Raw genomic sequence first — 26,131 nt, forward strand, 5'->3', positions numbered from 1 at the left:
AATATTAGGCATTATTTTCCCACCACAACTCACCAATGAGACACCATTCTCGCGTCAACTCGTTCAAAGTGTTACAGCCATTTTTCGGCAAGCTCATGATGGCTAATTGCAGCTTGCCTAAGGCAACGTGCTGACCATGTCGGCCGTACATCATGACAAAGGTATGAAATAACTATAAAGGGAAGAAGTAATGGCTGACATTAATGGAACCGCAACTACAGATACGTTGGATGGAACCAGTGACACAGATGTTATCAATGGTTTGGGCGGTGATGACCGCATCATCGGATTTGGTGGCGACGATACGATATTTGGCGGTAGCGGTGATGATTTTCTGATTGGCGGTGGCGGTAATGACGTTATTAGCGGCGGGTCAGGTGACGATTACGTTGGCGGCGGTAGCGGCGATGACACCTTGTATGGCGGAGAAGGTAACGATGACCTTCTTGGTGGAACGGGGAACGATTCCCTTTACGCAGGTTCAGGTTCAAACAGACTGTTTGGCGGTTCAGGTGATGATTGGTTAATCAGTGGTTCAGGCAATGACTTTCTAATTGGTGGTTCAGGTGCAGACACTTTCCTGTTTGACAATATTCTGAACAAGCACACAGGCAATGATCGTGTTGTTGATTTTGAAATTGGCATTGACACTATCTTTATCCGTTCAAGCGGTGACACTGATTTTGGTTCGCTCGACCTTGCTCAAGCTGGTAACAATACCTTGATCAGTTTGGCCGACGGTTCAAGCGTCACACTTCACAATATTTCCGTTGGGGATCTCTCTGCCGACGACTTTCAAATCGTCTGATTTAACCAAGCTATACTCAAGGCAATCAGTGCAGAAACTGATTGCCTTTTTTAGGGCCATTTAAGCATTCGCTTCGTTGCAGTATAAAAAAGACAAAGTGATTAGAAATCATTGGATACGACATGTCTCTTTCTACAGAAAAACAGCTACTAACAACCATCGAACAATGTAAAAAAGCCATGGTATTTGTTATCGCTTTCAGTTTTTTCATCAATATTCTGGTGCTGAGCGTTCCCATTTACATGCTACAAATTTATGATCGTGTCATCAGTTCTCGCTCAATAGACACGTTACTGCTATTGACGATGATCACCGTATTTGCGCTACTCACCATGTCAATACTAGAAAATGTGCGAACTCGCATTATGGTGCGAATTGGCGCTTGGTTTGATCAAAGTTTATCCCCCGACATTTTAAGCGGCAGCATTGCGTTGCAGCTTCGACAAGGACTGTCAGCTTCCGTGCAGAGTCTGCGTGATATCGCCGCTATTCGGGCCTTTATCGGTGGCAATGCAGTGATACCCGCCTTAGATGCTCCTTGGACCCCTGTATTCCTAGCCTTTGTTTTTCTCTTGCACCCTTTACTCGGTATTATTGCAACGGCAGGGGCACTCATCTTGTTTGCTATCGCCATCATTAATGATATCACCACGCGAAAAGCTCACAAAAGCGCCAACGAATCAGCGATTCTTGCTATGCAACAAGCAGAGTCAGCGGCCAGAAACGCAGATGCTATTGAAGCCATGGGCATCATGCCCAATTTCATCAAAAACTGGTCTGAGCTGAATAACAAAAGCATCGATAGCCAAGTCAGCGCAAATTCCAAAGGTGCACTATTGACAGCTACGTCTAAGTTCATCCGAATGCTGCTACAAATTGCCATGCTGGGTGTGGGTGCTTGGCTTGTCATCGAAAACGAACTCACTGCGGGCGCAATGATTGCAGGCTCCATTTTGATGGCTCGCGCATTGGCGCCAGTAGAGCAATCCATTAGCGCATGGGGTACTGCTATTTCTGCAAGGCAAAGCTATCAGCGCCTTAAAGAGCAAATCCCAGCGTTTCCAGAACGTGCAAAATCAATGCCATTACCGAAACCACAAGGCGTGATATCGGTCGAAAAAGTGACCTACTTCCATTCGGGCCAACCTGAGCCAGTGCTGCATGGCATCACTTTCAAACTCAATGCCGGAGAAGCACTTGGGATCATTGGACCATCCGGTACAGGGAAATCCACACTGGCACGTTTAATGCTCGGAAACTTGACAGCAACTGCTGGCACAATTCGACTGGATAATATGGATGTGGCCAAATGGGATCCCGATGATCTTGGCCCCCATTGCGGCTATTTGCCACAAGATGTAGAACTGTTTCCAGGCACGATCCGTCAGAACATAGCTCGCATGTCAGAAGGCGAGCCTGAGCTTGTCATTCAAGCCGCAAAACTTGCGGGCTGTCATGAGCTCATCTTGCGTCAGCGTCAGGGTTACGACACCGTTGTCGGCGAGCGAGGCCTTGGCTTATCAGGCGGTGAACGTCAACGTGTAGCGCTTGCCAGAGCACTTTACGGCGACCCAAGCTTGGTGATCCTCGATGAAGCCAATGCCAACCTTGATGGTGTTGGAGAGATCGCACTACAGCGTGCCATCGCCTATCTTAAATCTCGCAAAGCCACTGTTATCTTAGTGGGACACAGACCCAGCATGATGCAATCGATGGACAAATTACTCGTACTGCAAGATAGCCAAGTTCGCGCCTTTGGTGAGCGAGACGAAGTACTCAAACCGTTAATGGAGCAAAGCGCAGCCATTTCTTCCAACAAAGGAGGGAAGCAGTAATGGGCATTCCTGCTATTCGCCAACTCGCTTTGTTCGGTTTCGGTGTCATCGCACTTTTCTTTGGCACATTTGGTGTCTGGTCCGTATTTAGTCCGCTCGAGGGAGCATCTATCGCACCCGGCGTTGTTACTGTGGATAGTCAGCGCAAAACCGTGCAGCACCTTGAAGGTGGCATTATTGACAAAATAACCGTCACAGAAGGGGCAAATGTCACCAAAGGTCAAACGCTTATTTTGCTTGATGACACACAAGCGCGTGGTCAATTGGAGCAATACAATAGTCGTCAGCGTAATGCATTGGCACGTGAAGCAAGACTGATCGCCGAGCGCGATAATCTCGACACGATTGTATTTACCGAGCAACTTGAATCAAATAAACAAGACCCACGCGTAGAGGAGATCCTCACCAATCAGCGTCGGATCTTCCAAGCCAGAAATGATTTCTACGCCTCTCAACAGGAAGTCCTAAAAACACAACTCGCGCAGAATCGCGCAGAGCTTGATGGACAGAAGCAGCGCTTCGTGATTGAAAAACGTCGATTAGCCATCATTGGCGAAGAAATTGCTGGCAACCGAAAATTGGCAGAAAAAGGCTATGCGAGCAAGACTCAAGTGTTGCGGTTAGAACGTGAGGAAAGCCAAATATTAAGTACCATCAGCCAATTGCAATCCAATGCTAGTCGCTTGGCACAAAACGTGGCTGAAAGTCAGGCTCAATTAAAAGAGCAAGAACTTGAACGTATTAAAGAAGTGGTGGAACAGTTACGTGAAACTCGGCAAGAGCGTTATGAATTAGATGAACAATTGGCAACGGCGCAAGATATTCTCAATCGCACAAAAATTGTTGCCCCACTGTCAGGAACGGTATTAAACCTTCAGGTGTACTCGGAAGAAGGTGTCATTTCCCCCGGGCAACCGCTACTCGATATCGTGCCTAACAACGAAAGCTTGATGATTGAAGCGCGTGTTGATCCTTCAGATATCGACCAAGTACGCGCTGGCATGAAAGCACAAATCCGTCTTACTGCCTTGAGTATGCGAAGCATCAAGCCCCTCAACGGTGAGTTACTAACCGTGTCTGCAGATAGGCTCATCGATGAGCAATCAGGGTTGGCTTATTATCTGGCGCGCGTCAAGCTCATCGACAATGTTAACGAGCTTCTTAACGGCATCGTTCTTTATCCCGGCATGCAAGCTGAAGTCATGTTGCTTACAGAGCCTCGAACTCCGATAGAATATTTGGCCAAACCACTCACTGAGAGCCTCAATCGAGCATTTCGAGAAGAGTGATCTCTATCATGCGCTCTCATACTTAACTCACACCTAAGAATGAGGGCGCTTAATACTGTGCAAAATAGACTGATAACTTGTTAGATACTTTTCGAATCAAAATCTTTTCATTGATACAAGTCACCCTTAAAAGTGTGATCTGGATCACTGCGCATACAACTCGATTCAACGCCAATTTATAGGGCAAAGTATGTTCCATTTTCTGGCAACATAAATGTCACAAGTGAAAATCGGACAAAGTTCATCTTCTTTCTGTCTTCTCATACTGTTCTACTTGCTGCGTCTTGTTGGAAAAATAAACCAATCGTCAAAGGCACCTCCCTAGCGAGGTTGCGATGCGTGGTTTACTTTTAAGAGTAAGAAATGAAATAAAAAAGTGATCGAATAATCGAGAACACAAAAAAATATGAGCTTTATATCTTATGGACAGCAGAAAAATTCGTACACATGGAACCGAATCCGCCATTCTTTACCGTCTTTGTGATCTTGCGGTAATTGGTGGGTCACTTGTCGTCGCAAGTTTTCTCTACTTAGGAGCCGTCAGTGAAGACTGTCTCTTGCTCGCCACACTGACATCCATTTTCTACCTGCTTTTTGCCGAAAGCTCCCACCTTTATCGTTCGTGGCGCATCAGTAATTTTCAAGGCCAAATGGTCGCAACTCTGCTTCCTTGGTTGGGTGCATGCCTTGTTCTGGTCGCTTACTTTTTCTTTACGCAACGCGGCATCGAGTTTTCCCGCATTGTGATGACAATGTGGTTTGTACTTGGCGGTATTGGCCTCGTACTTTGGCGCTATCTTGCCCGTATTGCATTAAGTCGCCTTCGCAATCATGGCATTAACACTCGTTGCGCTGCCATTATTGGCACCACCGCAAACGGCATCGAATTGGCTCAAGAGTTTCAACGCAACCATGCACTTGGCATAAAGTTAGTTGGTTTTTATGAAGACCGCAGTAGCGATCGTATTGAAGGAAGCTTGCCCGCACCAATGCTGGGCAAAGTAAGTGATGCGCTAGAGCAAGCAAAACAAGGCAAGCTTCAGCATGTCTATATTGCCATGCCTATGCATGCGAAAGACCGCATTGCTCGCTATCTCAACCAATTTGCAGACACCACTGCTACCACCTATTTGGTACCAGACTTTTTCACGTACAACCTATTACACAGCCGTTGGCAAACCATTGGTCACGTGCACACATTAAGTGTTCACGACACGCCATTCAGTGGCATCGCTGCGTGGGCTAAACGCCTTGAAGACATTATTCTATCGACGCTCATCATCATTTTGATCTCTCCGGTTCTGATCGCTGTTGCGGTTGGCGTGAAAATGTCATCACCCGGAAAAGTCATCTTCAAACAGCACCGATACGGGCTAGATGGTCGACAAATCAAAGTGTGGAAGTTTCGTTCCATGTCCACCACTGACAATGGTGACGTAGTGAAACAAGCGACAAAAAATGATCCTCGAGTCACGCCCTTTGGTGCATTTATTCGCCGTACGTCGCTCGACGAACTTCCGCAATTTTTTAACGTATTGCGCGGCTCTATGTCTATTGTTGGTCCTCGTCCTCACGCTGTTGCCCACAACGAACAATACCGTGCCATTGTTGATCGCTACATGCTACGCCACAAAGTGAAACCCGGAATTACCGGATGGGCGCAGATCAATGGTTATCGCGGTGAAACAGACACACTAGATAAGATGGAAAAACGCATCCAATTTGATCTGGAATATATCCAAAACTGGTCTTTATGGATGGATATTAAGATCGTCTTTGCCACTGTGTTTAAAGGCTTTGTTGGCAAATCGGCGTACTAGGAGATGGGTGTGATTCGCAATAATTTTTGGGTGTGTCCCCTTGTCTTGCTGCCGCTCTCAGTGGCAGCCGTCGAACCTTTGGCATACCAAACTGAAAATGGCATTGACATCATTCCAACGCTAAAAGTCAGCGCGGGACACAACGACAATGTTCGACGAACGACCAAGGATCCGGTCAGTTCGCCGATGACGCTCATTTCCCCTAAAGTTATCGCGTTACTGGAAACAGAAAGCACTGCCTATCAATTCGATTATCGTATGGATGCGTTGTATTTCACCGATAGCAGCGATGACAACACTGTTGACCAACAAGCTCATGCCGCTGGGTTGTGGCTTTTCAATATCCGGAATCGTCTACGTCTAGATTACCTTTATAAAATCGTTAGCGAACCAAGAGGTACTGGCTTGACCGAAGGTAATAGTCTGGCCGTTGAAGAACCTCTACGTTTTCACTTTCAAGATTTCAATGCCCGCTACACCTATGGTGCAGCGGGTGCCAAAGGTCGTTTAGTCGGTATCGCGGGCTACGAGAGCAAAGACTACAAAGACGTGACCTACGTAAACAATGGCGGTCAAACCGATGAAAGCCGCTATTACAATTGGGAGCAGCCTTATCTAAGTGGCGAATTCTATTATGCCTTCTCAAGCTATTTCCATGCTATCGCCATGGCGCGTGTTGAAGATCGTAGCTATGAGTTTGTTCCGCCGACATCAGGCTCCCGTGATAACCAAAACACCTTGCTGTATGGCGGTCTGGAATGGGACATCACAGGAAAAACCCAAGGCAAGCTACTCGTCGGCATGCAAAATAAAGACTTTGATGACTCTAATCGCAAGGATTTTCAAGGATTTAGCTGGCGCGCGAATGTAAGTTGGGCACCAACAGATTACAGCACGTTCAAATTGGAAGGACGCGATTATGCTCGCGATCCCGACATTAATGCTGACTACGTTCAAGATCGTTCAATTAAGCTCGATTGGGAGCACAGTTGGACACCACAACTAACATCCATTGCCACTGCCCGTTATGGCACCAACGACTACCCTGGCGGGTTGCGAAATGATGACGACACATTACTTGAGCTTTCCGTGGTTTATAGCTTAACGAGATGGTGGGATGTGTCTGTGGGTGCAAGCAAATTTGAGCGCGATTCAAGCTTTGCAGGATACAGCTACGACCAAACACGTATTTTCATTGGCATGGAGGTGAGTTTGTGATCCATCGATTTCTATTACTCCTTTTAATGTTTCTACCCTTCTTTAGTGGAGCCGCAGAGACAGAGCAATATGTGTTAGATGATGGAGATCGTATCTCCATCAAAGTGTACGGGGAAGAAGACCTTTCCATGGACATTTTGCTCAGCACACGAGGGCGTTTTGATTACCCTTATCTAGGCCGCCTTGAGGCTGCTGGGAAATCCGTCGGTCAACTGCAACGCATTATCGAACAGGGACTTCGGGGTGATTATTTAATCGACCCTAAGGTAACGGTTAACGTTATTCAGTTTCGCAAGTTTTATGTTAACGGTGAAGTAAACCAGCCTGGTGGTTATGACTATCAACCAGGGCTGACCATTGGTAAAGCGATTGCGATTGCGGGCGGATTTACCGACCGAGCATCACGTAAAAAAATTCAAAAGACAGAAGCCAAAAATGGAAGAACACAAAAAAATGTTGGCCTGTCACAAACTGTGGGCCCCGGTGACATCATCGTGGTTGATCAGAGTTTTTTTTAGATAGCGCTGCGAGAATAAAAGGAAATTACCACCATGAAATTGACCGAGCCTAACCCGGCAAGCGGGCAATCACGTATCGATCTTAAACGGTATTTCAGCGTGATCGGGCGTTACTGGATGCCCATCACCTTGTTTGTCATTGTTGTTACGCTCATTGCTACGCTGCTGATCCTTGCCATCACACCAGTTTACCGCGCGACAGCCACACTGCTTATCGAGTCTCAGGCCAGTAAAACAATTTCTATCGAAGAAGTGTACGCGCTCGATACCAGCAAGAAAGAATATTACCAAACACAGTTTGAGATCCTTCGCTCGGATTACCTATCAGAGAAAGTTATCGAAGAGTTGGGTATATCGCAAATTAGAGAGTTCAATAATCTCGTCGGAAAACCTTCTGCGCGAGATAAATTGCTCGCCATGCTCCATCAAGTAGAGTTTTTACAGGGCTTTTTACCCAAGCAAAAGCCGCTAACTGACGCCGTTGATAAGGGTGCAGCAGATCAAGCTGTCTTGAAGAAATTCAAATCCCATTTAGCAATAGAGCCTATTCGCAACACCCAGTTAGTCAGAATTCAATTTGGTTCAGCCGACCCCGTGCTAGCCGCGAATGTCGCCAACGCACTCGGTCAAGCGTATATAGAGTCAAACCTTGAAGCACGACTGGTTGCAACACAGACTGCATCAGGCTGGATTACAGATCGATTGGGTGAGCTTAAAAACAACTTGGACATCTCCGAGCTAGCCTTGACTCAATACCTGCAAGACGAAGGACTGATTGAGCTAGATGATATCGATGAACTCGCTGGTACCGAGCTCACTAACTTAACCATTCGCGTGGCTGAAGCCAGAGAAAAACGCGTCGCCGCTGAAAGTTTGTATTCACTGATGCAAGGCAACGGTGCAGGCAGTGCAGCCTTGCTGTCGGTGCCTGAAATCTCAAACCATCCACAGGTTCGTGATGTCAAAAATGCCGAGACCGATGCGCAGCGCAAAGTTTCAGAGCTGTCAAAACGTTATGGCGAAAAACACGACAAGATGATCCAGGCTCGTGCTCAGCTGACGGCTGTCCGCAATCGCGCTAACTCTGTGATCAACGAATTGGCACGCGGTATCGAAAAAGAACTCACCAATGCACGCAAACAAGAAGCGTCGCTGATTACTTCGCTCGCCAACAAAAAGAACGATTATCAACACATTAGTTCAAAGCGTGCACAATACGAATCGCTCAAGCGCGATGTTGACTCCAGTCGTCAGCTTTACGATATGTTCTTGAGTCGGCAGAAAGAAACGACTGCAACCAGTGACTTTGAATCGGTGATTGCTCGGTTTACCGACAAAGCGAAAACAGCACAAGACCCCTTCCGTCCGCAAACCACCAAATTAATCGTGATCAGCGCCGCATTCGCTCTTCTGATCGCTATCGCGGGTGCATTTTTGGCAGATGCTTACCGCAACACGATTGAAAAACCCGATGATGTTGAGGAGAAACTCGGTTTGCAGCATTTAGGCTTTCTTCCCCGGGTCAAAGCGAAGCGATTCAAAAATACGCCACTGGATCACACCCTTTATCTTGACCCCGATGCCGCCCTATTCAGTGAGTCAGTGAGGACAATACGCACCTCGATACTACTCACTTTAACAAACAGTAAACGCAAAATATTGGCGGTAACGTCTTCTTTGCCGGCTGAAGGCAAAACCACCGTAGCACTTAACTTGGCTCAATCATTGGCGAAGATGGAGCGCACTTTGCTGATTGATTGTGATCTGCGCATGCCCGCTATTGGTGGTCGCTATGGTTTACCACGTAACCAAGCAGGCCTCACCAATGCACTGGTCATGGGCACACCGATAAGCGAGTGTATTTACCATGATGACGAGTCGTCACTGGATCTCTTGCCAGCCGGTCTGTTGCCACCGAATCCGCAAGAATTGCTAGGCTCGCCCAAGTTTGCCGCGTTAATTGATCAGTTAAAGCAAAGCTATGACCGCATCATTCTTGATACGCCGCCAGTGCATGTTGTGAGTGACAGCTTGCTCCTCGGACGCTTAGCCGGTGGCATGGTGCTTGTCGTGAAAGCGGAGTCGACCACAGAGAAGCAAATCAACTTTACGGTCTCTCAGCTCGTACGCCATGACATCGCCATAGACGGAGTGGTGCTCAATCAGCTCTCCAGCAAGTTTGCCGAAGAAAAATACAAGCTGCACTATGGGTACTACAACGCTAACAAACAAAGTGATGACGCGCTCGAAGCCAGCTAAGGCTCGAGTGTTGACAAGGACATATAACAAGAATGAAGACAAGTTTTGATGTATTTAACGGCGATGCCGATGGGATTTGCGCACTCTTACAGCTTCGATTAGCCACCCCAAAAGACAGCGTGCTGATCACGGGTGTGAAACGTGATATTGCTTTGCTCAAGCAAGTCGATCCTGCCATTGCACAAGATGTCACTGTGCTGGATGTCGCCATGGGCAAAAACCGGGCTGCGTTGGATAATCTCCTGTCGCAAGGCGTGCGGGTATTTTATGCCGACCACCACAATCCAGACGATATCCCTGAGCACAATGGGTTAACCACGCACATCAACACTGCAGCCAATACATGCACTAGCTTGATCGTCGATAAGCTGCTTGATGGCCGATACCGCGAATGGGCTTTGGTTGGTGCTTATGGTGACAATTTGTTTGCAGTTGCCGATACGCTGGCAAATAAAGCGGATCTTTGCGATCAAGATAGGCTCACGCTCAAGCAATTTGGTACTTATCTCAACTACAACGGTTATGGCTCGTCGCTGGCAGATTTGTTGTTCTCTCCTGCTGAGATTTACAAACTGATGTCGCCATATCCTTCGCCATTTAACTTTATAACTGAACGCCCTGATGTATACGACACACTAGAGAATGGCTTTATGAATGACAGTGAGAAAGCGGCTGCCATTGTGCCTTTTTCTGAGCAATCAGGTTCGCGCGTTTACATGTTGCCTGATGAAGCTTGGGCTCGCCGTATTAGCGGCGTGTATTCAAACGATCTTGCTAACCAAGACCCCAGTGTCGCCAATGCCGTTATTACCGAAAAAGCAGACGGTAGCTACTTGGTCAGTATTCGAGCGCCACTGAAAAATCGCATCGGTGCAGACGAACTTGCCGCTGCATTTCCAACTGGGGGTGGCAGAAAAGCCGCCGCCGGCATCAATGCTCTGCCCGCAGAATTACTCCCTGAATTTATAGAAGCGTTCCACCAGCGTTATCCGCTGGCAACGTAACAAAAGGATACACAATGGTGGATAAGATTTCGCTAAACCAGACCCATCTCAAACAGCTTGAAAACGAATCGATTCACATCATTCGTGAAGTCGCTGCTGAGTTCGATAATCCCGTGATGATGTACTCCATCGGCAAAGACTCAGCGGTGATGCTGCATCTTGCCATGAAGGCATTTTATCCCGGTAAGCCGCCCTTCCCGCTACTCCACGTCGATACGACGTGGAAGTTTAAGGAAATGATTCAGTTTCGCGATGAATTCACCAAAAAACTGGGGCTAGATCTTCTTGTTCACATTAATCAAGACGGCGTCGACATGGGGATCAGTCCCTTTGAACACGGCAGTGCAAAACACACTGACATCATGAAGACACAAGGTCTAAAACAGGCGCTGGACAAGCATGGTTTTGATGCTGCATTTGGTGGTGCCCGTCGCGATGAAGAAAAGAGCCGCGCCAAAGAACGCGTGTACTCATTCCGAGATAAACACCATCGCTGGGATCCGAAGAATCAACGTCCGGAGCTTTGGGATACTTACAACGGCCGTGTAAACAAAGGCGAAAGCATTCGCGTGTTCCCTTTGTCTAACTGGACTGAATTGGATATCTGGCAATACATTTACATGGAAAATATCGATATCGTTCCTTTGTATTTCGCCAAACAGCGCCCGGTTGTCGAGCGTGATGGCACGCTAATCATGGTAGATGACGAGCGCATGCCATTAGAAAAAGGCGAGAAGGTTGAAATGAAATCCGTGCGTTTTCGCACCCTGGGTTGCTACCCATTAACGGGCGCGGTGGAATCTACCGCTGCGACCTTGCCTGAAATCATTCAAGAGATGCTGTTAACCAAAACCTCTGAGCGTCAAGGTCGGGTTATCGATCACGATCAGTCTGGTTCTATGGAGCAGAAAAAACGAGAAGGCTACTTCTAAAAGCCTCACCACTTTACTGAATGAATTTGCTTGTTTGCATAAGGAATGCCCCATGAGCCATAGCTCAACTCTGATAGCCTCGGATATCGAAGCGTATCTCCATCAGCATGAAAATAAAGATCTGCTGCGTCTTTTGACCTGCGGCAGTGTCGACGACGGTAAATCTACATTGATCGGCCGCCTACTTTACGACACGAAGCTGATCTTTGAAGATCATCTTTCCACCTTACACAAAGACAATGCACGTGTCGGTAACGCGGGCGAATCACTCGACCTTGCCTTGTTGGTCGATGGCCTGCAATCCGAGCGCGAGCAAGGCATCACCATTGATGTGGCCTACCGCTATTTCTCGACCGAAAAGCGCAAATTCATCATTGCCGATTGCCCAGGGCATGAACAGTACACACGGAACATGGCAACAGGCGCATCTAACTGTGAATTAGCTATTGTGATGATTGATGCACGTAAAGGGCTGTTAACCCAAACTCGCCGCCATAGCTATATCGTCAATAAGCTAGGGATTCGACACGTTGTTGTCGCGATCAACAAAATGGATTTGGTCAATTTCGACCAAGCTGTGTTTGATGGCATTAAAGCTGACTATCAGGCAATGGCTGCACAACTTGGGATCAAAGACGTGCATTACGTCCCTCTTTCAGCGCTCACTGGCGACAATGTCGTGTCCAACAGTGACAACATGCCGTGGTACACAGGTCCATCTTTGATGGCGCTTTTAGAAGGCATGGAAATCAATCGAGATCAGAATCTTGATTTGATGCGTTTTCCTGTTCAGTTCGTTAATCGCCCTGACGATGGATTTCGCGGTTACTGCGGTACGCTCGCTTCTGGCATTTTGCGCAAAGGCGATGAAGTCGTAGCACTGCCTTCAGGTCAGAAGAGTACTGTCACCGCCATTGTGACTTTCGACGGCGAACTGGAAAGCATTGCCCCAAACAATGCCATCACCGTCACCCTTGCTGATGAAATTGATATCTCACGTGGCGACATGTTGGTTCACGCAGACACGGCTCCGGTATCTACAGACCGCCTTACAGCCAGTCTGGTTTGGATGGCGCAAGATACGCTGAAATCCCGTCACGATTATGACTTCAAGTTCGCGACACATAATGTCACTGGGCGAATCACGAACATCGTGCATAAAATCGATATCAACAATTTCGAAACGCTGACTGCCAACGAACTAGCACTGAATGAAATTGGAGTGGTTGAGCTTCAACTCAATGCACCAGTCGCGGTCGATCACTACGCAGACATTCGTAAAACGGGCGCCTTTATTGTCATTGACCGACTGAGCAATATTACCGTTGCCGCTGGCATGGTTGAAGCATTGCATTCGTCGCAAGAAGCACAGCAAAGCCGCAGCTACACTGCCGCTGAAGTCGCGCTTAATCACTATATTCGTGAACACTTCCCTGAGTGGGAAACCAAACCGATTAAGTGATCAGCGAGAAAGAAACAGCATGGACACTGTGTCTTTACACACTGACAAGGAGAGCGAACCACCCATGACCGTCAAGGTTTTACATATTATCAATGACTTGTCACGCAATGGCGGCGCACAGCGTTTCGTGATCGATTTGATTTCACCGCCGCCTGACGGTTATGAAATTCGCGTGATCACGCTGGAAGACACCAATGACTTCCGTGCTGAAATAGAAGCACAAGGTGTGGCCTGTTATGTGTGGGATAGGCTGTCACTAAAAGAAAAATGGCAACTTTTACGTTGGCCAGATTTGGTGCACGGGCATCTGTTCCCGTCTATCTACATCGCCTTGGCGGCCTTTGGGAAGAAGCGTATTCAAACTGAGCACGCCACTCACAATCGTCGTCGTGATCATGCATGGATGAAGCCGTTCGAGTTTTTCCTCTACTGGCGCTATCACACCACAGTGTGTATTACCGAACAGGTTCAGCATGCGTTAGAAGCATTTTTGCCACAGTGGAAAAGTCATTATCAGGTGATCTTAAACGGGATTGATTTAAGTAAGTATCCGTTAATTGCCAAGTCAAGACCTGAATCGGATTCGCCGATCCGCATCGGTATGGTCGGACGTTTTCATGTGTATAAAGATCATCCGACGTTGATCCGCGCACTTGCCCTGTTACCAGCAAAGTACGAACTTCATTTTGCTGGTGACGGCGACCGACGAGAGGAATACCAAACATTGGTTAAATCGCTTGGGTTAGATGATCGCGTTATCTTTCATGGTGTCCGGGCGGATATTCCTGCGTTTCTCGACGGAGTGGATATTTATGTTCAAAGCTCCATTGTCGAAGGATTTGGTCTAGCCGCAGTGGAAGCCATGGCTGCGGGCTTGCCTGTTTTAGCGTCACGGGTGCAAGGCATGAGTGAGGTTATCGACAACGAGGCATCTCTGTTCAACGTGGGTGATGAAAAGATGCTGGCACAAATGGTCGCCTCGCTGTGCGACGATGCCGCTAGCTACCAAACATCTGCACAATATTCGGTTTCGCGCTGCCAACACTTCACCTTATCGGCATTTCGTGAACAGTACTACGACACCTATCAATCATTAGTCGACAACAAACAGAGGTTAGCCGATGGCAAGGCCTCTTGAGCATTTGGCGGCACTTGCCGTCATCTTGTTTTTTGTTCCACTAAAAGTGAATGTGTCTGGCATTTCACTGTATCTGGCGGATCTCGAAAGTATTGCAGCCCTAGGCATTCTTACCATTATCCTGTTTCGAGGCAAGTTGAAGCAAACGACCATCAAAGCAACCGGTTTTATTCTGGTGTTTGTGGCTTACATACTGCTCGCTGGGGTGCTCAGTGATGTCTCCTTCAAGCTGGTCATGATTGAAATGATCCAATGGCTATCTGTGGCCGCATTTCTCGGCGTGCTTCATCAAGCAGACCTGCTTGCTTCACCACGCTTTTTGTCCATCGTGGCACTTTATGCATTCGCTGGCGCAGTCTATACCGCCATCTGGCACTTAATGCAGCCAGGCATGCCCGATTTCAAACAGCTCGCTAACACCAAGTACTTCTTTGGTTTCTGCTGCGTGATGTTGTATCTGATGCGTGATCACATCCGTTTCAGCCATATTCTACTTGGCATCGCGTTGGTTTTATTAGTGATGTCTGGCGAGCGAAAAGCGTTACTTGGCGTCATGCTGATGATTGCATGTGACTACGCATTTTGTCGCAAGGTGGGCGATGCCAAGACGCAACGCGCCTTTCATACTCTCGGCTTTATGGTTTTTTTTGGTGCCATTATCGCCCTGTTTTCTATCTGGTCTCTGATGGGGCTCCCTGCCATATTAAACCATCTAGAGTTTACACAGTTTGACATTCTGTTTGCCGACCAAGAGCAAGCCCGTTGGGATTCTGAAGTGTGGCGAAAACTGCTCCTTGCTAATGGCTTCTCGCTGTTTTTAGAGCACCCCATTTTTGGTGTCGGCCCCAAAATGCTGCCGGAATACATGGCGAATTATTTCCATAATCAGGAACTGGCCATCTATACCCATAATTTTGCGCTTGATGTTGCGATCGAGTACGGCCTTGTGGGTCTTACGATCCTCATTGGCGGTTTTGTGCTTAGCATGCGCCAGCTATTCCATCAGCGCATGCTAAACCCTGTCGCGTTTCTTATGGCCGTCTACATTCTTGCGATGGTGCTGTTTGTTGCCATCAACAGCACCATCATGCTGATGTTTTTATTCCCGTTCTTCGTCAACACTCGCGCAGAGACTCAAGAGTCACCAGACCCATCGATAAATACTCGATCAATAAAAACCACCGTCACCGCTAAACCATTTTCAAACGTCGTTATGCATAAGGATAAGCAATGAAATTCAGTCTGGCCCGACAACGCGCCTTCGACCAAACTCTGCGCGAAAAGGATTTCGTTTTGGTATACCAAATGGGCAAAGTTGGCTCGTCATCTATCGAAGCATCACTCGAACATGCAGGGATCCCAAGCTGGCACATTCATACCTTTGATGACAATGAAGAGTTCCAGATGTACCGCAATACCGCTGATGTTGCCTGTTTCTTTGATTGGCCAGTACGAACCGCATATAGATTGACGTTGGCGCATCGCTGCCGCGTGCTGCAAAAACGTGATTACCTCAAAATCATCACCTTGGTTCGTGATCCTGTGGCCACCGTGGTTTCTCGTTTCTTTCAAGATCTGCACATCCAGTTTATTTCGGGTAAAAAGAATGATGCGATTCACGGTGACATCGATGCCACGCTAAAGCACCTCACCGATGCGTTTGAAAACCAAATGCATTTGGATTATTTCACTGAATGGTTTGACCGAGAGCTAAAGCGTCGGTTTGGCGTAGATGTGCTCAAGCACATTTCCGATCCAACACAAACCCATTGGCACATTGAACAAAATGGTTGCGATGTCTTGCTGATGAAATGCGAAGCTATCAATCAATCTGCCGATGTGTTGGCCACTTTTTTAGATCATCCGGAGTTCACGCTTGAGTCCAGCAACGAAGGATCTAACAAGTGGTATTCTGCGCTTTATCAACGCTTTAAAGAAACCTATTCGTTTGAACGTTTGTTCCATCTTTATGACGCGCCACTGTATCGCGCAGTCTACAGTGAAGAAGAAATCACACGCTTTAAAAACAAATGGAGCAAGTGATGAAAACAGTTCTCCATATCACCGAGGCATTTGGTGGCGGTATTCAAACTGCCCTGTGTAGCTATGCTCGCTCGACAAAAGATGATCCAATTCATCATAATTTGCTCGCCCGTTTGCGCCCTAAAGACAATACGGGCATGGCAATCCAGTCACTGTTTGATGAGGTAAAAACCGTAGAAGGCGGACTGCTCGCTTTCTATCGCGCAGCGCGTCATGCAGTAAAAGAAATTCAGCCCGATATCATTCATCTGCATTCGAGCTTCGCTGGCTTTCTCGGGCGCTATTTGCCCAAAGGCAACGCTAGCATTGTTTATACGCCGCACTGTTATGCATTTGAACGACGCGACATTTCTGATTTGATGCAAAACGCGTACATGCGCCTTGAACAGCTAGGATTATCGCGTATTGATGTGGTGGCAGGGTGCAGTGAGCGTGAATGCGAGCTGGCATTAGAACTTGGCGCCAAGCGTGCTGTTCATCTCAATAATTACGCCGATTTACCCAGCGAATTAATAAACAATAAAGCGGAAAAGTCAGCGCCTCCTCCCTTCAATGTCGTCGTGGTTGGTCGCGTGTCTGCACAAAAAGACCCAGGTTTTTTGCTCGAAACCGTAAGAAGTTTAAAAGCCTACCCCGAGTATGAGCAGATACATATCCGCTGGTTGGGGGGGGGCGATCAGGAACAAGAAGAAGCACTAAGAAAGGTTGGCATAGAAGTAACGGGGATGATTCCCCACCAACAGGTCATGCAAACACTGCAAAATGCCGATCTCTATCTGCATGCTGCAGCATGGGAGGGCATGCCATTAACACTTCTTGAAGCTGCTCGCATGCAGGTACCGATGATTTTGCGCATTATTGGCGCAACGCAAAGCCTACCGTATCCATATATGGTTAGCTCACCAGAAACGATGGCAAAGCAAATCGTGGAATTTTGTCGCCATCCCGAACACCCGGACTACCAAAGCGCACTTATGCTATTTAACAACGATTTCAGTGCCGATAAGCAACGTAACACCTTACTGTCCATCTACGAGGTGTAGCCGGTGAGTTGGTTAGTCGCACTCATTATAGTGGGATTACTGGTGACATTGGTTTTCACCAGCCTTCGTCCTGCATTGGTGTTTGGTGCAGTTTTCACGGTATTGCTTCTCGCAGATATCGTGCCGGCTAATCAACTTTTTAATAACTTCACCAATCCGGCACTCATCACTTTGGTTTTGCTGATACTGGTGTCAGTGATACTGGAACGCACAGTTTTAATCAGCGCTCTCGGTCACTGGTGCACTCGCGGAAGCTTGCGTCGTGTCGTATTGCAAACCACAGTGTCAGCCGGATTGTTATCGGCGGTCATTAACAACACGGCCGTAGTATCAACACTGATGCGCAGCATGACACGCACCAAGCATCCAGGCAGTAAGCTGCTTATTCCGCTCTCTTATGCCGCGATCCTTGGTGGCACCATGACCTTAATTGGGACATCTACCAATTTGCTGGTTAATGGCTTCACCCTCAATGCCGGATTTGAGGGGATCAATTTCTTCGATTTCACCTTGGTCGGTGGTCCGTTGTTTGTCATTGGTATTGTGGTGATTGTTTTTCTTTCACTGCCTCTTTTACCAAGCCGCGATACGGCTCCCGACAACGACACAAACCAGTACTTACTCGAATCCCGCCTTGATGCTGACTCCCCCATGATAGGCCTTAGCGTTGAAGCCAGCGGACTCCGGCACCTAGAAAGACTATTTCTCGTGGAGATCATTCGCGGTGACCGAATCATTTCCCCCGTCACGCCCAGTGAACCACTGCAAGCAAATGACGTTTTAGTGTTTTCTGGTGATCTTGAGGCTACGCCACTGTTGGCTCGCTTTAAAGGCCTCACCCTTCACTCCCAAGGCGAGAAATTGCCCTCTGATAACTTAATGGACGTGGTGGTGGCACCGCATGCCATGGTGTCAGGGAAGACCATTAAATCTCTCAATTTTCGCACGCAATTTGACGCAGCAGTTGTTGCCGTAAAGCGCGGTGACCATCAACTTCGAGGCGGTCTCGGTCAAGTCAGACTGCAAGGCGGTGATTTGTTGGTATTGGCAGTGGGTGACGATTTTTATCGTCGCGATACGCTAGTACAAAACTTCGTCTTAGTCGGAGAGCGCCAACACGGGACATTTCTCAGCGCACGACAATCCGCGTTATTTTGCTTAGGTGCTGTCATTGCATTGCTCGCGAGCTTCGTTGAAGTGTTGCCGCTGTACAAAGGACTGATTTTACTTCTGGCAGCCGCAATTGGTAGTCGACTGGTGTCGATACACGACCTTCGTCGTCGATTCCCATTTGAATTGGTCTTGGTCGTCGGCTCAGCGCTTGGACTTGCTCAGGCCATTAGCCAGACAGGATTGGCAGATAATATTGCCTCTAACATGATGTCATGGAGCCAAAACAGTGGCCCGTTTGGGGCTTTAGTCATGTTGTACCTCGCCACATGGGTAATGACGGAACTTATCACCAACAATGCCGCAGCGGCGATTGCATTTCCTATTGGGCTCGCCATTGCCGCCCAGTACCAAGTTGATCCCATGCCTTATATCATGACCGTCGCTTTCGCAGCCAGCGCCAGCTTTCTCTCGCCGTTTGGTTACCAAACCAACCTAATGGTGTTTACAGCCGGACGCTACCAACCCAAAGACTATATCAAAGCGGGTTTGCCCCTGACTGTGATTTACGGACTTGGCGTTATCACTCTTGTTCCACTTGCATTCCCTTGGTGAGGATCGAGTCATGCTTTCCACCCTCATAAGCCGCGTTCAATCCATGTCGCCAGATCGTCGGCAGTTTCTTTACCATGCTGCCCTAGCCGCACTATTTCGCGTGTTCGCAGCAGGCGCTGCTTTTTTACTTAGTGTTGTCGTCGCGCGCGTACTCGGCGCTGAACAATCAGGTTTGTTTTTCCTTGGTTTAAGCCTTGCCACATTGATCGGCACTTTGTGTTTACTCGGTATGGATAACGCCATACTGCGCTTTATTGGTCAATCCCATACCTCCGATAACCCGGTGCAAACCAATCAGGTATTTACCAATGCTTACGCTGCGGTCGTGCCCGTTTCAGTGTTATCTGGCGTAATTGTCTATCTCTGTTCGCCCTGGCTAGCTGATGCAGTGTTCAATAAACCCGAAGCAACAGCAACGTTGCGTTATTTTGCAGCGGCTATCCCTTTTGTCAGCCTATTTTTCTTAAATGGGTACGCCCTTCAAGCAACACGAAAAGTGATTGCATCGGTCTGTTCAATGCAACTTGGGGTTACGATAATTGCGCTCCCCGCGCTGCTTTATTTGCCACACTATCAAGCGGTTCCTCTCGCTAGCAGCGCTTCTTTCGTCTATGTCTTGGCGTCAGTGCTGGTTGTTATCGCTGGCTTATGGCTGTGGTTCAACGTGCCTGAACATCGCATCGATAGTACCCATTTACGTATGCCTGCCCTTTGGGGAGCAGCCCCCAACCTTTGGCTTATTTCAGCAACCGGGCAGGCGATCCCTTGGGCATCAGTCGTGATCGTTGGCTTTTTTGTAACCAGCGAGGAGGTTGCATTTTTTTCTGCGGCGCAGCGCACCTCTATGCTCATCAGTTTTATGTTGATGGTGGTAAACTTCGTCGCGGCACCTCGATTCTCAGCGTTGTATAAAGCCAATGAATTCAATCAGCTTAAGAGATTGGCACAGTTATCAACACGGTTGATGATTGGCTTTTCACTCCCCGTATTGTTTATCGTACTTATTTGGCCAAATGCCATCATGTCTTTGTTTGGAAATGCCTTTTCTCAATCAGGACAACTACTTGTTATTCTGGCTATCGGTCAGACGATCAACGTGATGACAGGCTCGGTCGGTTTCTTGCTGACCATGTGTGGCTATGAAAAAGACATGCGTAACGTCACCGTTTTTACTGGGGTTTTAACCGTGACTCTAACGGTTATATTTACGTCTATATGGGGAATACTCGGTGCGGCTATTGCGGTGAGCATAGGTGTCAGCACTCAGAATCTGTTAGCGCTGCACAAAGTGAAAAAGCGCCTCGGCTTTTGGCCTATAGGCTGAACGAAGCCATACTCTAAGAAAGAATCAATATTGTCATGGGTTAGTGGTAGTATTTATTGCCCAATTAGAACGACATGACCCACAGTTAGTTAGATGTAAAAAATTAAGGATATCTGATGATTAAGAAGTGCCTATTCCCGGCAGCGGGTTACGGAACCCGCTTTTTGCCTGCCACAAAATCCATGCCCAAAGAGATGATGCCAATCGTCAACAAACCGTTAATTGAATACGGCGTCGACGAAGCCATTGAGGCAGGAATTGACGGTATGTGTATCGTGACGGGACGTGGTAAGCACAGCCTGATGGATCATTTCGATAAAAACTACGAACTTGAGCATCAAATAAAAGGCACCAATAAAGAAGCTCTGCTGGAAGATATTCGCGCCACCATTGATGCCGCATCTTTTACGTATATTCGCCAAAAAGAAATGCGCGGTCTTGGACACGCCATACTGACCGGACGTGATTTGGTCGGTGACGAAGCCTTTGCCGTTGTCCTTGCCGATGACCTTTGTGTCAACCAAGATCAAGGCGTTTTGTCGCAAATGGTCGCACTGTACAAACAGTTCCGTTGCTCAATTGTCGCCGTGGAAGAAGTGCCAGACGACGAGACACATAAATACGGCGTTATTTCAGGCCAAGAAATCAAAGATAACCTGTTTCGCGTTGATAATATGGTTGAAAAACCCGAGCCGGGCACAGCGCCAAGTAACCTTGCCATCATTGGCCGTTACATCCTAACTCCAGATATTTTTGATATTCTGGAGACAACGGAGCCGGGTAAAAACGGAGAAATCCAGATCACCGATGCATTGCTACAACAAGCGCAAACCGGTTGTGTGCTCGCATACAAATTCAAAGGCGAACGTTTTGACTGTGGCAGTGTAGAAGGCTTTATTGAAGCGACTAACTACTGTTATCAAAATATTTACCTTCAATCTGACGCGCCTAAACAGCCTCAGAAAACCGTCAAATGCGAATGATCTTTTTTCGCGAGTTTCACGTTTAATATCGTCGCTATTTAAACCAAGAAGGCTGTATATTTATACAGCTTTCTTCTTTTTCATTACACGATATTGTGGGATACTCCTCTCATCCGTTTTTCTTCAGACTCAGGTCTGATAAGTAGGCAAGGTAGACATGGATACAATTGACGTCAGAGGGGCTCGCACCCATAACCTGAAAAACATTAACCTGACGATCCCTCGCGATAAGCTGATTGTGATCACAGGGCTTTCCGGTTCAGGAAAATCCTCTCTCGCATTCGATACCTTGTATGCGGAAGGCCAACGTCGTTATGTTGAATCGCTGTCTGCTTATGCTCGTCAGTTTTTGTCACTGATGGAAAAACCAGATGTTGACCACATCGAGGGCCTTTCGCCCGCGATCTCCATTGAGCAAAAATCCACTTCGCATAACCCGCGCTCAACCGTGGGTACCATCACTGAAATTTACGATTACCTGCGTCTGCTCTACGCGCGAGTCGGCGATCCGCGCTGTCCCACGCACAACGTGACATTGGAAGCACAAACCGTCAGTCAGATGGTAGATAAAGCGCTGGAGATGGAAGAAGGCACCAAACTGATGTTGCTGGCGCCAATTGTCAAAGAGCGCAAAGGCGAGCACCTCAAAACCCTTGAAAACTTGGTCGCCCATGGCTTTATTCGTGCCCGTATCGACGGAGAAGTGTGCGATCTTTCCGATCCACCGACACTTGAACTTCATAAAAAACACACGATTGAAGTGGTCGTTGATCGCTTTAAAGTGCGCAACGACCTTCATCAGCGCCTAGCGGAATCATTTGAAACTGCACTGGAATTAACCGGCGGCACGGCGGTGATTAGCCACATGGATGGCGATGGCGACGATCTTATTTTCTCTGCAAACTTTGCCTGTCCGCACTGCGGCTACAGTATGCAGGAATTGGAACCACGCCTGTTTTCATTCAACAACCCAGCGGGCGCCTGCCCGACTTGCGATGGCTTGGGCGTGCAGCAGTATTTCGATGAAAATCGCGTTGTGCAAAATGTCGCGGTTAGCTTGGCGGGTGGTGCTATTCGTGGCTGGGACCGTCGCAATTTTTACTATTTTCAAATGTTAACTTCATTGGCAGAGCACTATAAGTTCGACATCGAAACGCCATGGCAAGACTTGCCTGACGCGATTCGCGATGTGGTACTCGACGGCTCAGGTAAAACCAACATCGACTTTAAATATGTCAATGACCGCGGCGATCTCACCGTACGCAAGCACCCATTCGAAGGCATCTTAAATAACCTTAATCGGCGCTATCGCGACACTGAATCTATGGCAGTACGTGAAGAGTTAGCGAAATATATTGCCAACAAGCCTTGCTCTAGCTGCGGCGGATCTCGACTTCGCGAAGAAGCACGTCATGTATTTATTGGCGAAACCAATTTGCCGACCGTGTGCGAAATGAGCATTCATCAAGCATTGACGTTTTTTGCAGATCTCTCTTTGACCGGGCAACGTGCGCAGATCGCCGACAAGGTGATGAAAGAGATTCATGACCGCTTGCACTTTTTGGTCAATGTCGGCTTGAACTACCTCAACCTATCGCGCAGTGCAGATACACTCTCCGGCGGTGAAGCTCAGCGTATTCGCTTGGCCAGCCAAATTGGTGCGGGCTTAGTCGGTGTGATGTATGTGCTTGATGAACCTTCAATTGGTCTTCACCAACGTGACAATGAACGTCTGCTCAGCACACTGAACCACCTGCGTAACCTCGGTAATACAGTGATCGTGGTTGAGCATGATGAAGATGCTATTCGTGCGGCTGACCACATTATTGATATTGGCCCCGGAGCTGGTGTTCACGGCGGTTTCGTCGTTGCAGAAGGCACCTATGAAGACATCATTACTAATGAGGCTTCACTAACAGGTCAGTACCTTAGTGGTAAGAAGAAAATCGATATTCCAGCTAAACGTGTGCCGTATGACAAAACGAAAGTAGTGAAGCTCAAAGGTGCATCGGGTAATAACTTGAAAAACGTTAACCTGACACTGCCTGTCGGTTTGTTTACGTGTGTCACTGGTGTATCTGGCTCAGGTAAATCGACACTTATCAATGACACCTTTTACAAAATTGCCCACCAGCGTTTAAATGGCGCGACCACTGGCGAGCCCGCCCCGTTTAAAGATATTGAAGGGATTAACCACTTTGACAAGGTGATCGACATTGATCAGAGCCCGATAGGTCGTACACCTCGCTCAAACCCCGCAACTTATACCGGTATTTTTACCCCTATTCGTGAGCTGTTTGCAGGTACTCAAGAGTCGCGCACGCGTGGCTATAAAGTGGGGCGCTTCAGCTTTAACGTCAAAGGGGGTCGCTGTGAAGCATGTCAGGGCGATGGCGTGATTAAAGTTGAAATGCACTTCTTACCTGATGTTTATGTTCCTTGTGATCTCTGTAAGGGCAAACGCTATAATCGAGAAACATTGGAAATTCGCTACAAAGGAAAAACCATCGACGAAGTGCTGCAAATGACGGTCGAAGATGCTCGTGAATACTTTGATGCAGTACCAGCCATCGCACGTAAGCTGCAAACCTTAATGGATGTGGGTCTGTCATACATTCGTCTGGGCCAAGCGGCAACGACGTTATCTGGCGGTGAAGCGCAACGTGTTAAGCTTGCAAAAGAGCTTTCTAAGCGAGATACCGGTAAGACGTTGTATATTTTGGATGAACCAACAACGGGGCTGCATTTTCACGACATCCAACAGCTACTGAATGTATTGCATCGTCTTCGCGATCACGGGAACACTATCGTGGTTATCGAACATAATTTGGATGTCATTAAGACCGCAGACTGGATTGTTGATTTGGGTCCTGAAGGTGGTAATGGCGGCGGAATGATCATTGCTGAAGGCACACCTGAGAAAGTAGCGAAATCGAAAGAATCGCATACTGCACGCTTTTTGAAGCCGCTTCTCGCGTAAAAAGCCGATATCATCGAACGTTAGGTACTGAATAAGTTAAGCATGCCAACAACACGACTCCATCTTCACTGGCCATCAATGGTGGCCAGTAAGCCATTGGTCAAGCCAGTATTGATTGCTATGGCCGCACTGTTTCTGTTCTGTCTTCCTTTGAATCAGATCCAGCTTGCGGTGTCTGGCATACAGCACCCCTCTATTGCGCTCACTTTTTTATTAGCGGTCGCCATCGTTTGTTTTGGGCTTTGGGAAATTGCACGCCAAAAACGTTTTTGCAGGACATCTCTCACTGGATGGCTGTCACTCAGTGCGCTGTTTTCCGTTGTACCCGCGTTTTACCTTCACGCTAGTTTTGGTGCATCGCTTTGGCATGTCTCCAGTATTGCCATCGCGCTACTCACATTTAGCACCTTACAACAATTCAGTTTCAACCATTTACAGCGCCAATACTTGCTTTGGCTACCGTTACTGTCGGGTTGGCTAGTTGCATTTTTGTTTTTCCTACCCAGTATTCTGAATACGTCAGGATTACAAGAATTGGCTTGGCAAACTGATAGCTTGTACCAAGACACCGCCAGTATTGTGTTACTCACATCAGTGGCACTGTCGGCATATCTACTCGCGCGTACTCGCGTCTACAAACGCAACATTGCGCCCGTTCACATCCTATTATTGGCAACACCAACAGTGACGTTATGCGCCCTTATGGCCTTACGCCAAGCATGGCTAGTTACCATTGCAGTGCTGATCATTATTCTCATCCAGCCATTCTTGTATCGCTTTTGTCGTAAGCTTCATCATGGGCTTTGGAACTGCGCCGTTTTTTTAGGTTTTTTGATCGCAGGTTATGCTGACTGGCTACCGTCTGCCGCCTTGTTCTCTCCCCGCTTTTCAACGCAAGAGTTTTCCGTTGTCGAACAATCCTTAGCGCTGCTAAAAAGCGCACAATTTGAAGGGGTCGGCCTAGGCCAGCAGTTCACTGCACAGTTACTTTTCGGTGTTGAATCTAAGAATGTATTGCCAATGCCCACCCTTCACCCTAGTTGGTTAGTCAAATCGCTCACCGAAGGTGGACTTGCTCTTTGCGCAGGTATTGGATTGCTTACTGTATTGGTGATTCGACGCCTAAATGATGCCCCTTGGGGGACACGTTTAATGCTAACGGCCATCATGTTGCCATCATTAATCGGCATTGTTGTAACGCCTTTTGTCAGTGTGAATCCGGCGTTGGCTTTGCTATTTGTGGTCTTGCTCTATTGGATTGATAACCTGTCAGCTCGCTATCAACGCATTTCCGTACGCCCAATAAAAACCGTCAAACTGGTTGCCTCTTCAAGTTTGATTTTGGCATCCACCGTTGTGTTAAGTTCTGTGTATCTTGGTGAGCAGGCGCTGCATACCTATCAAATCAGTGATAGCAAACTGGCTCAATATCAGGCACACCCATGGTGGCGCAGTTTCTATCATGAAGAAGCTGGAAAACGTGCATTTCTTACCAGCGTAGAGCGCAGAGATATACGTGCGCAGGAGGCTTATTTACGCCAGCAAGTACAGCGACTAACGTTAAACCCGAACGCCGATGATTATCAGTCACTGATTGAGCTTGCAATGTTAACGGGCAACAAAGCGATGGCGAAACAGATAAAACAGGAAGCCAACTCATTGTTTCCTAACCGTGTATTTCAACCCTCGTTTTCTGAGTAACTATCCCGCGCGACCAAACACTGACAATAAAAAACGCCCCGAGAGGCGT

19 protein-coding genes are annotated in these 26,131 nt (G+C 47.7%); all 19 read left to right on the forward strand.

What is annotated here, in order from left to right; translation table 11 throughout:
• Positions 1-190: 190 nt before the first annotated feature.
• The 19 genes from ACED36_RS11720 (at position 191) to ACED36_RS11810 (ending at position 26,082) form a co-directional block, all read left to right on the forward strand.
• Entirely contained in the window at positions 191-808 is a 618-nt protein-coding gene (locus ACED36_RS11720; protein WP_016960826.1) for a calcium-binding protein, read from the forward strand.
• A gap of 122 nt (positions 809-930) precedes the next feature.
• A complete protein-coding gene (locus ACED36_RS11725) occupies positions 931-2,643 on the forward strand; it encodes a type I secretion system permease/ATPase (RefSeq protein ID WP_016960827.1) in 1,713 nt (570 codons plus the stop codon).
• Positions 2,643-3,932 carry an HlyD family type I secretion periplasmic adaptor subunit gene (locus ACED36_RS11730; protein WP_016960828.1) on the forward strand — a complete coding sequence of 430 codons (1,290 nt, stop codon included), beginning with the start codon at positions 2,643-2,645 and terminating at the stop codon, positions 3,930-3,932. The genes ACED36_RS11725 and ACED36_RS11730 overlap by 1 nt, the downstream gene beginning before the upstream one ends.
• A gap of 422 nt (positions 3,933-4,354) precedes the next feature.
• Positions 4,355-5,752: an undecaprenyl-phosphate glucose phosphotransferase gene (locus ACED36_RS11735; RefSeq protein WP_016960829.1), complete on the forward strand. Its 1,398-nt coding sequence runs from the start codon at positions 4,355-4,357 to the stop codon at positions 5,750-5,752.
• A 3-nt stretch (positions 5,753-5,755) separates the two neighbouring features.
• Entirely contained in the window at positions 5,756-6,970 is a 1,215-nt protein-coding gene (locus ACED36_RS11740; RefSeq protein ID WP_016960830.1) for an outer membrane beta-barrel protein, read from the forward strand.
• A gap of 26 nt (positions 6,971-6,996) precedes the next feature.
• Complete coding sequence (locus ACED36_RS11745; protein ID WP_198928378.1) at positions 6,997-7,488, forward strand: polysaccharide biosynthesis/export family protein; 492 nt, start codon at positions 6,997-6,999, stop codon at positions 7,486-7,488.
• Positions 7,489-7,521: 33 nt separating this feature from the next.
• The gene (locus ACED36_RS11750; protein ID WP_016960832.1) at positions 7,522-9,747 is read left to right on the forward strand and encodes a polysaccharide biosynthesis tyrosine autokinase; all 2,226 of its coding nucleotides are present in this window, start codon (positions 7,522-7,524) and stop codon (positions 9,745-9,747) included.
• A 32-nt stretch (positions 9,748-9,779) separates the two neighbouring features.
• Positions 9,780-10,751: a DHH family phosphoesterase gene (locus ACED36_RS11755; RefSeq protein ID WP_016960833.1), complete on the forward strand. Its 972-nt coding sequence runs from the start codon at positions 9,780-9,782 to the stop codon at positions 10,749-10,751.
• Between the two features lie 14 nt (positions 10,752-10,765).
• Positions 10,766-11,683 carry a sulfate adenylyltransferase subunit CysD gene (gene cysD, locus ACED36_RS11760; protein ID WP_016960834.1) on the forward strand — a complete coding sequence of 306 codons (918 nt, stop codon included), beginning with the start codon at positions 10,766-10,768 and terminating at the stop codon, positions 11,681-11,683.
• Between the two features lie 52 nt (positions 11,684-11,735).
• The gene (cysN, locus tag ACED36_RS11765) at positions 11,736-13,145 is read left to right on the forward strand and encodes a sulfate adenylyltransferase subunit CysN (RefSeq protein ID WP_016960835.1); all 1,410 of its coding nucleotides are present in this window, start codon (positions 11,736-11,738) and stop codon (positions 13,143-13,145) included.
• Positions 13,146-13,209: 64 nt separating this feature from the next.
• On the forward strand, positions 13,210-14,283 hold the full coding sequence (locus ACED36_RS11770) for a glycosyltransferase (protein ID WP_016960836.1): 1,074 nt from the start codon (positions 13,210-13,212) through the stop codon (positions 14,281-14,283).
• Positions 14,267-15,517 carry an O-antigen ligase family protein gene (locus ACED36_RS11775; RefSeq protein ID WP_371733292.1) on the forward strand — a complete coding sequence of 417 codons (1,251 nt, stop codon included), beginning with the start codon at positions 14,267-14,269 and terminating at the stop codon, positions 15,515-15,517. Before ACED36_RS11770 ends, ACED36_RS11775 begins: the two co-directional genes overlap by 17 nt.
• Positions 15,514-16,326, forward strand: coding sequence for a putative capsular polysaccharide synthesis family protein (locus ACED36_RS11780; protein WP_016960838.1), 813 nt, complete (start codon positions 15,514-15,516; stop codon positions 16,324-16,326). The genes ACED36_RS11775 and ACED36_RS11780 overlap by 4 nt, the downstream gene beginning before the upstream one ends.
• A complete protein-coding gene (locus ACED36_RS11785) occupies positions 16,326-17,369 on the forward strand; it encodes a glycosyltransferase family 4 protein (RefSeq protein ID WP_016960839.1) in 1,044 nt (347 codons plus the stop codon). Before ACED36_RS11780 ends, ACED36_RS11785 begins: the two co-directional genes overlap by 1 nt.
• A 3-nt stretch (positions 17,370-17,372) precedes the next feature.
• A complete protein-coding gene (locus ACED36_RS11790) occupies positions 17,373-19,094 on the forward strand; it encodes an SLC13 family permease (RefSeq protein WP_017007066.1) in 1,722 nt (573 codons plus the stop codon).
• A gap of 10 nt (positions 19,095-19,104) precedes the next feature.
• A complete protein-coding gene (locus ACED36_RS11795; RefSeq protein WP_371733293.1) occupies positions 19,105-20,418 on the forward strand; it encodes a flippase in 1,314 nt (437 codons plus the stop codon).
• A gap of 116 nt (positions 20,419-20,534) precedes the next feature.
• Positions 20,535-21,401, forward strand: coding sequence for a UTP--glucose-1-phosphate uridylyltransferase GalU (gene galU, locus ACED36_RS11800; RefSeq protein ID WP_016960842.1), 867 nt, complete (start codon positions 20,535-20,537; stop codon positions 21,399-21,401).
• 157 nt (positions 21,402-21,558) lie between these two features.
• Positions 21,559-24,381 carry an excinuclease ABC subunit UvrA gene (gene uvrA / locus ACED36_RS11805; RefSeq protein ID WP_016960843.1) on the forward strand — a complete coding sequence of 941 codons (2,823 nt, stop codon included), beginning with the start codon at positions 21,559-21,561 and terminating at the stop codon, positions 24,379-24,381.
• A 78-nt stretch (positions 24,382-24,459) separates the two neighbouring features.
• Entirely contained in the window at positions 24,460-26,082 is a 1,623-nt protein-coding gene (locus ACED36_RS11810; RefSeq protein ID WP_016960844.1) for a Wzy polymerase domain-containing protein, read from the forward strand.
• Positions 26,083-26,131: the final 49 nt, after the last annotated feature.

It is taken from the genome of Enterovibrio sp. FF113 (genome assembly GCF_041439165.1).
Lineage (GTDB): Bacteria > Pseudomonadota > Gammaproteobacteria > Enterobacterales > Vibrionaceae > Enterovibrio > Enterovibrio norvegicus_A.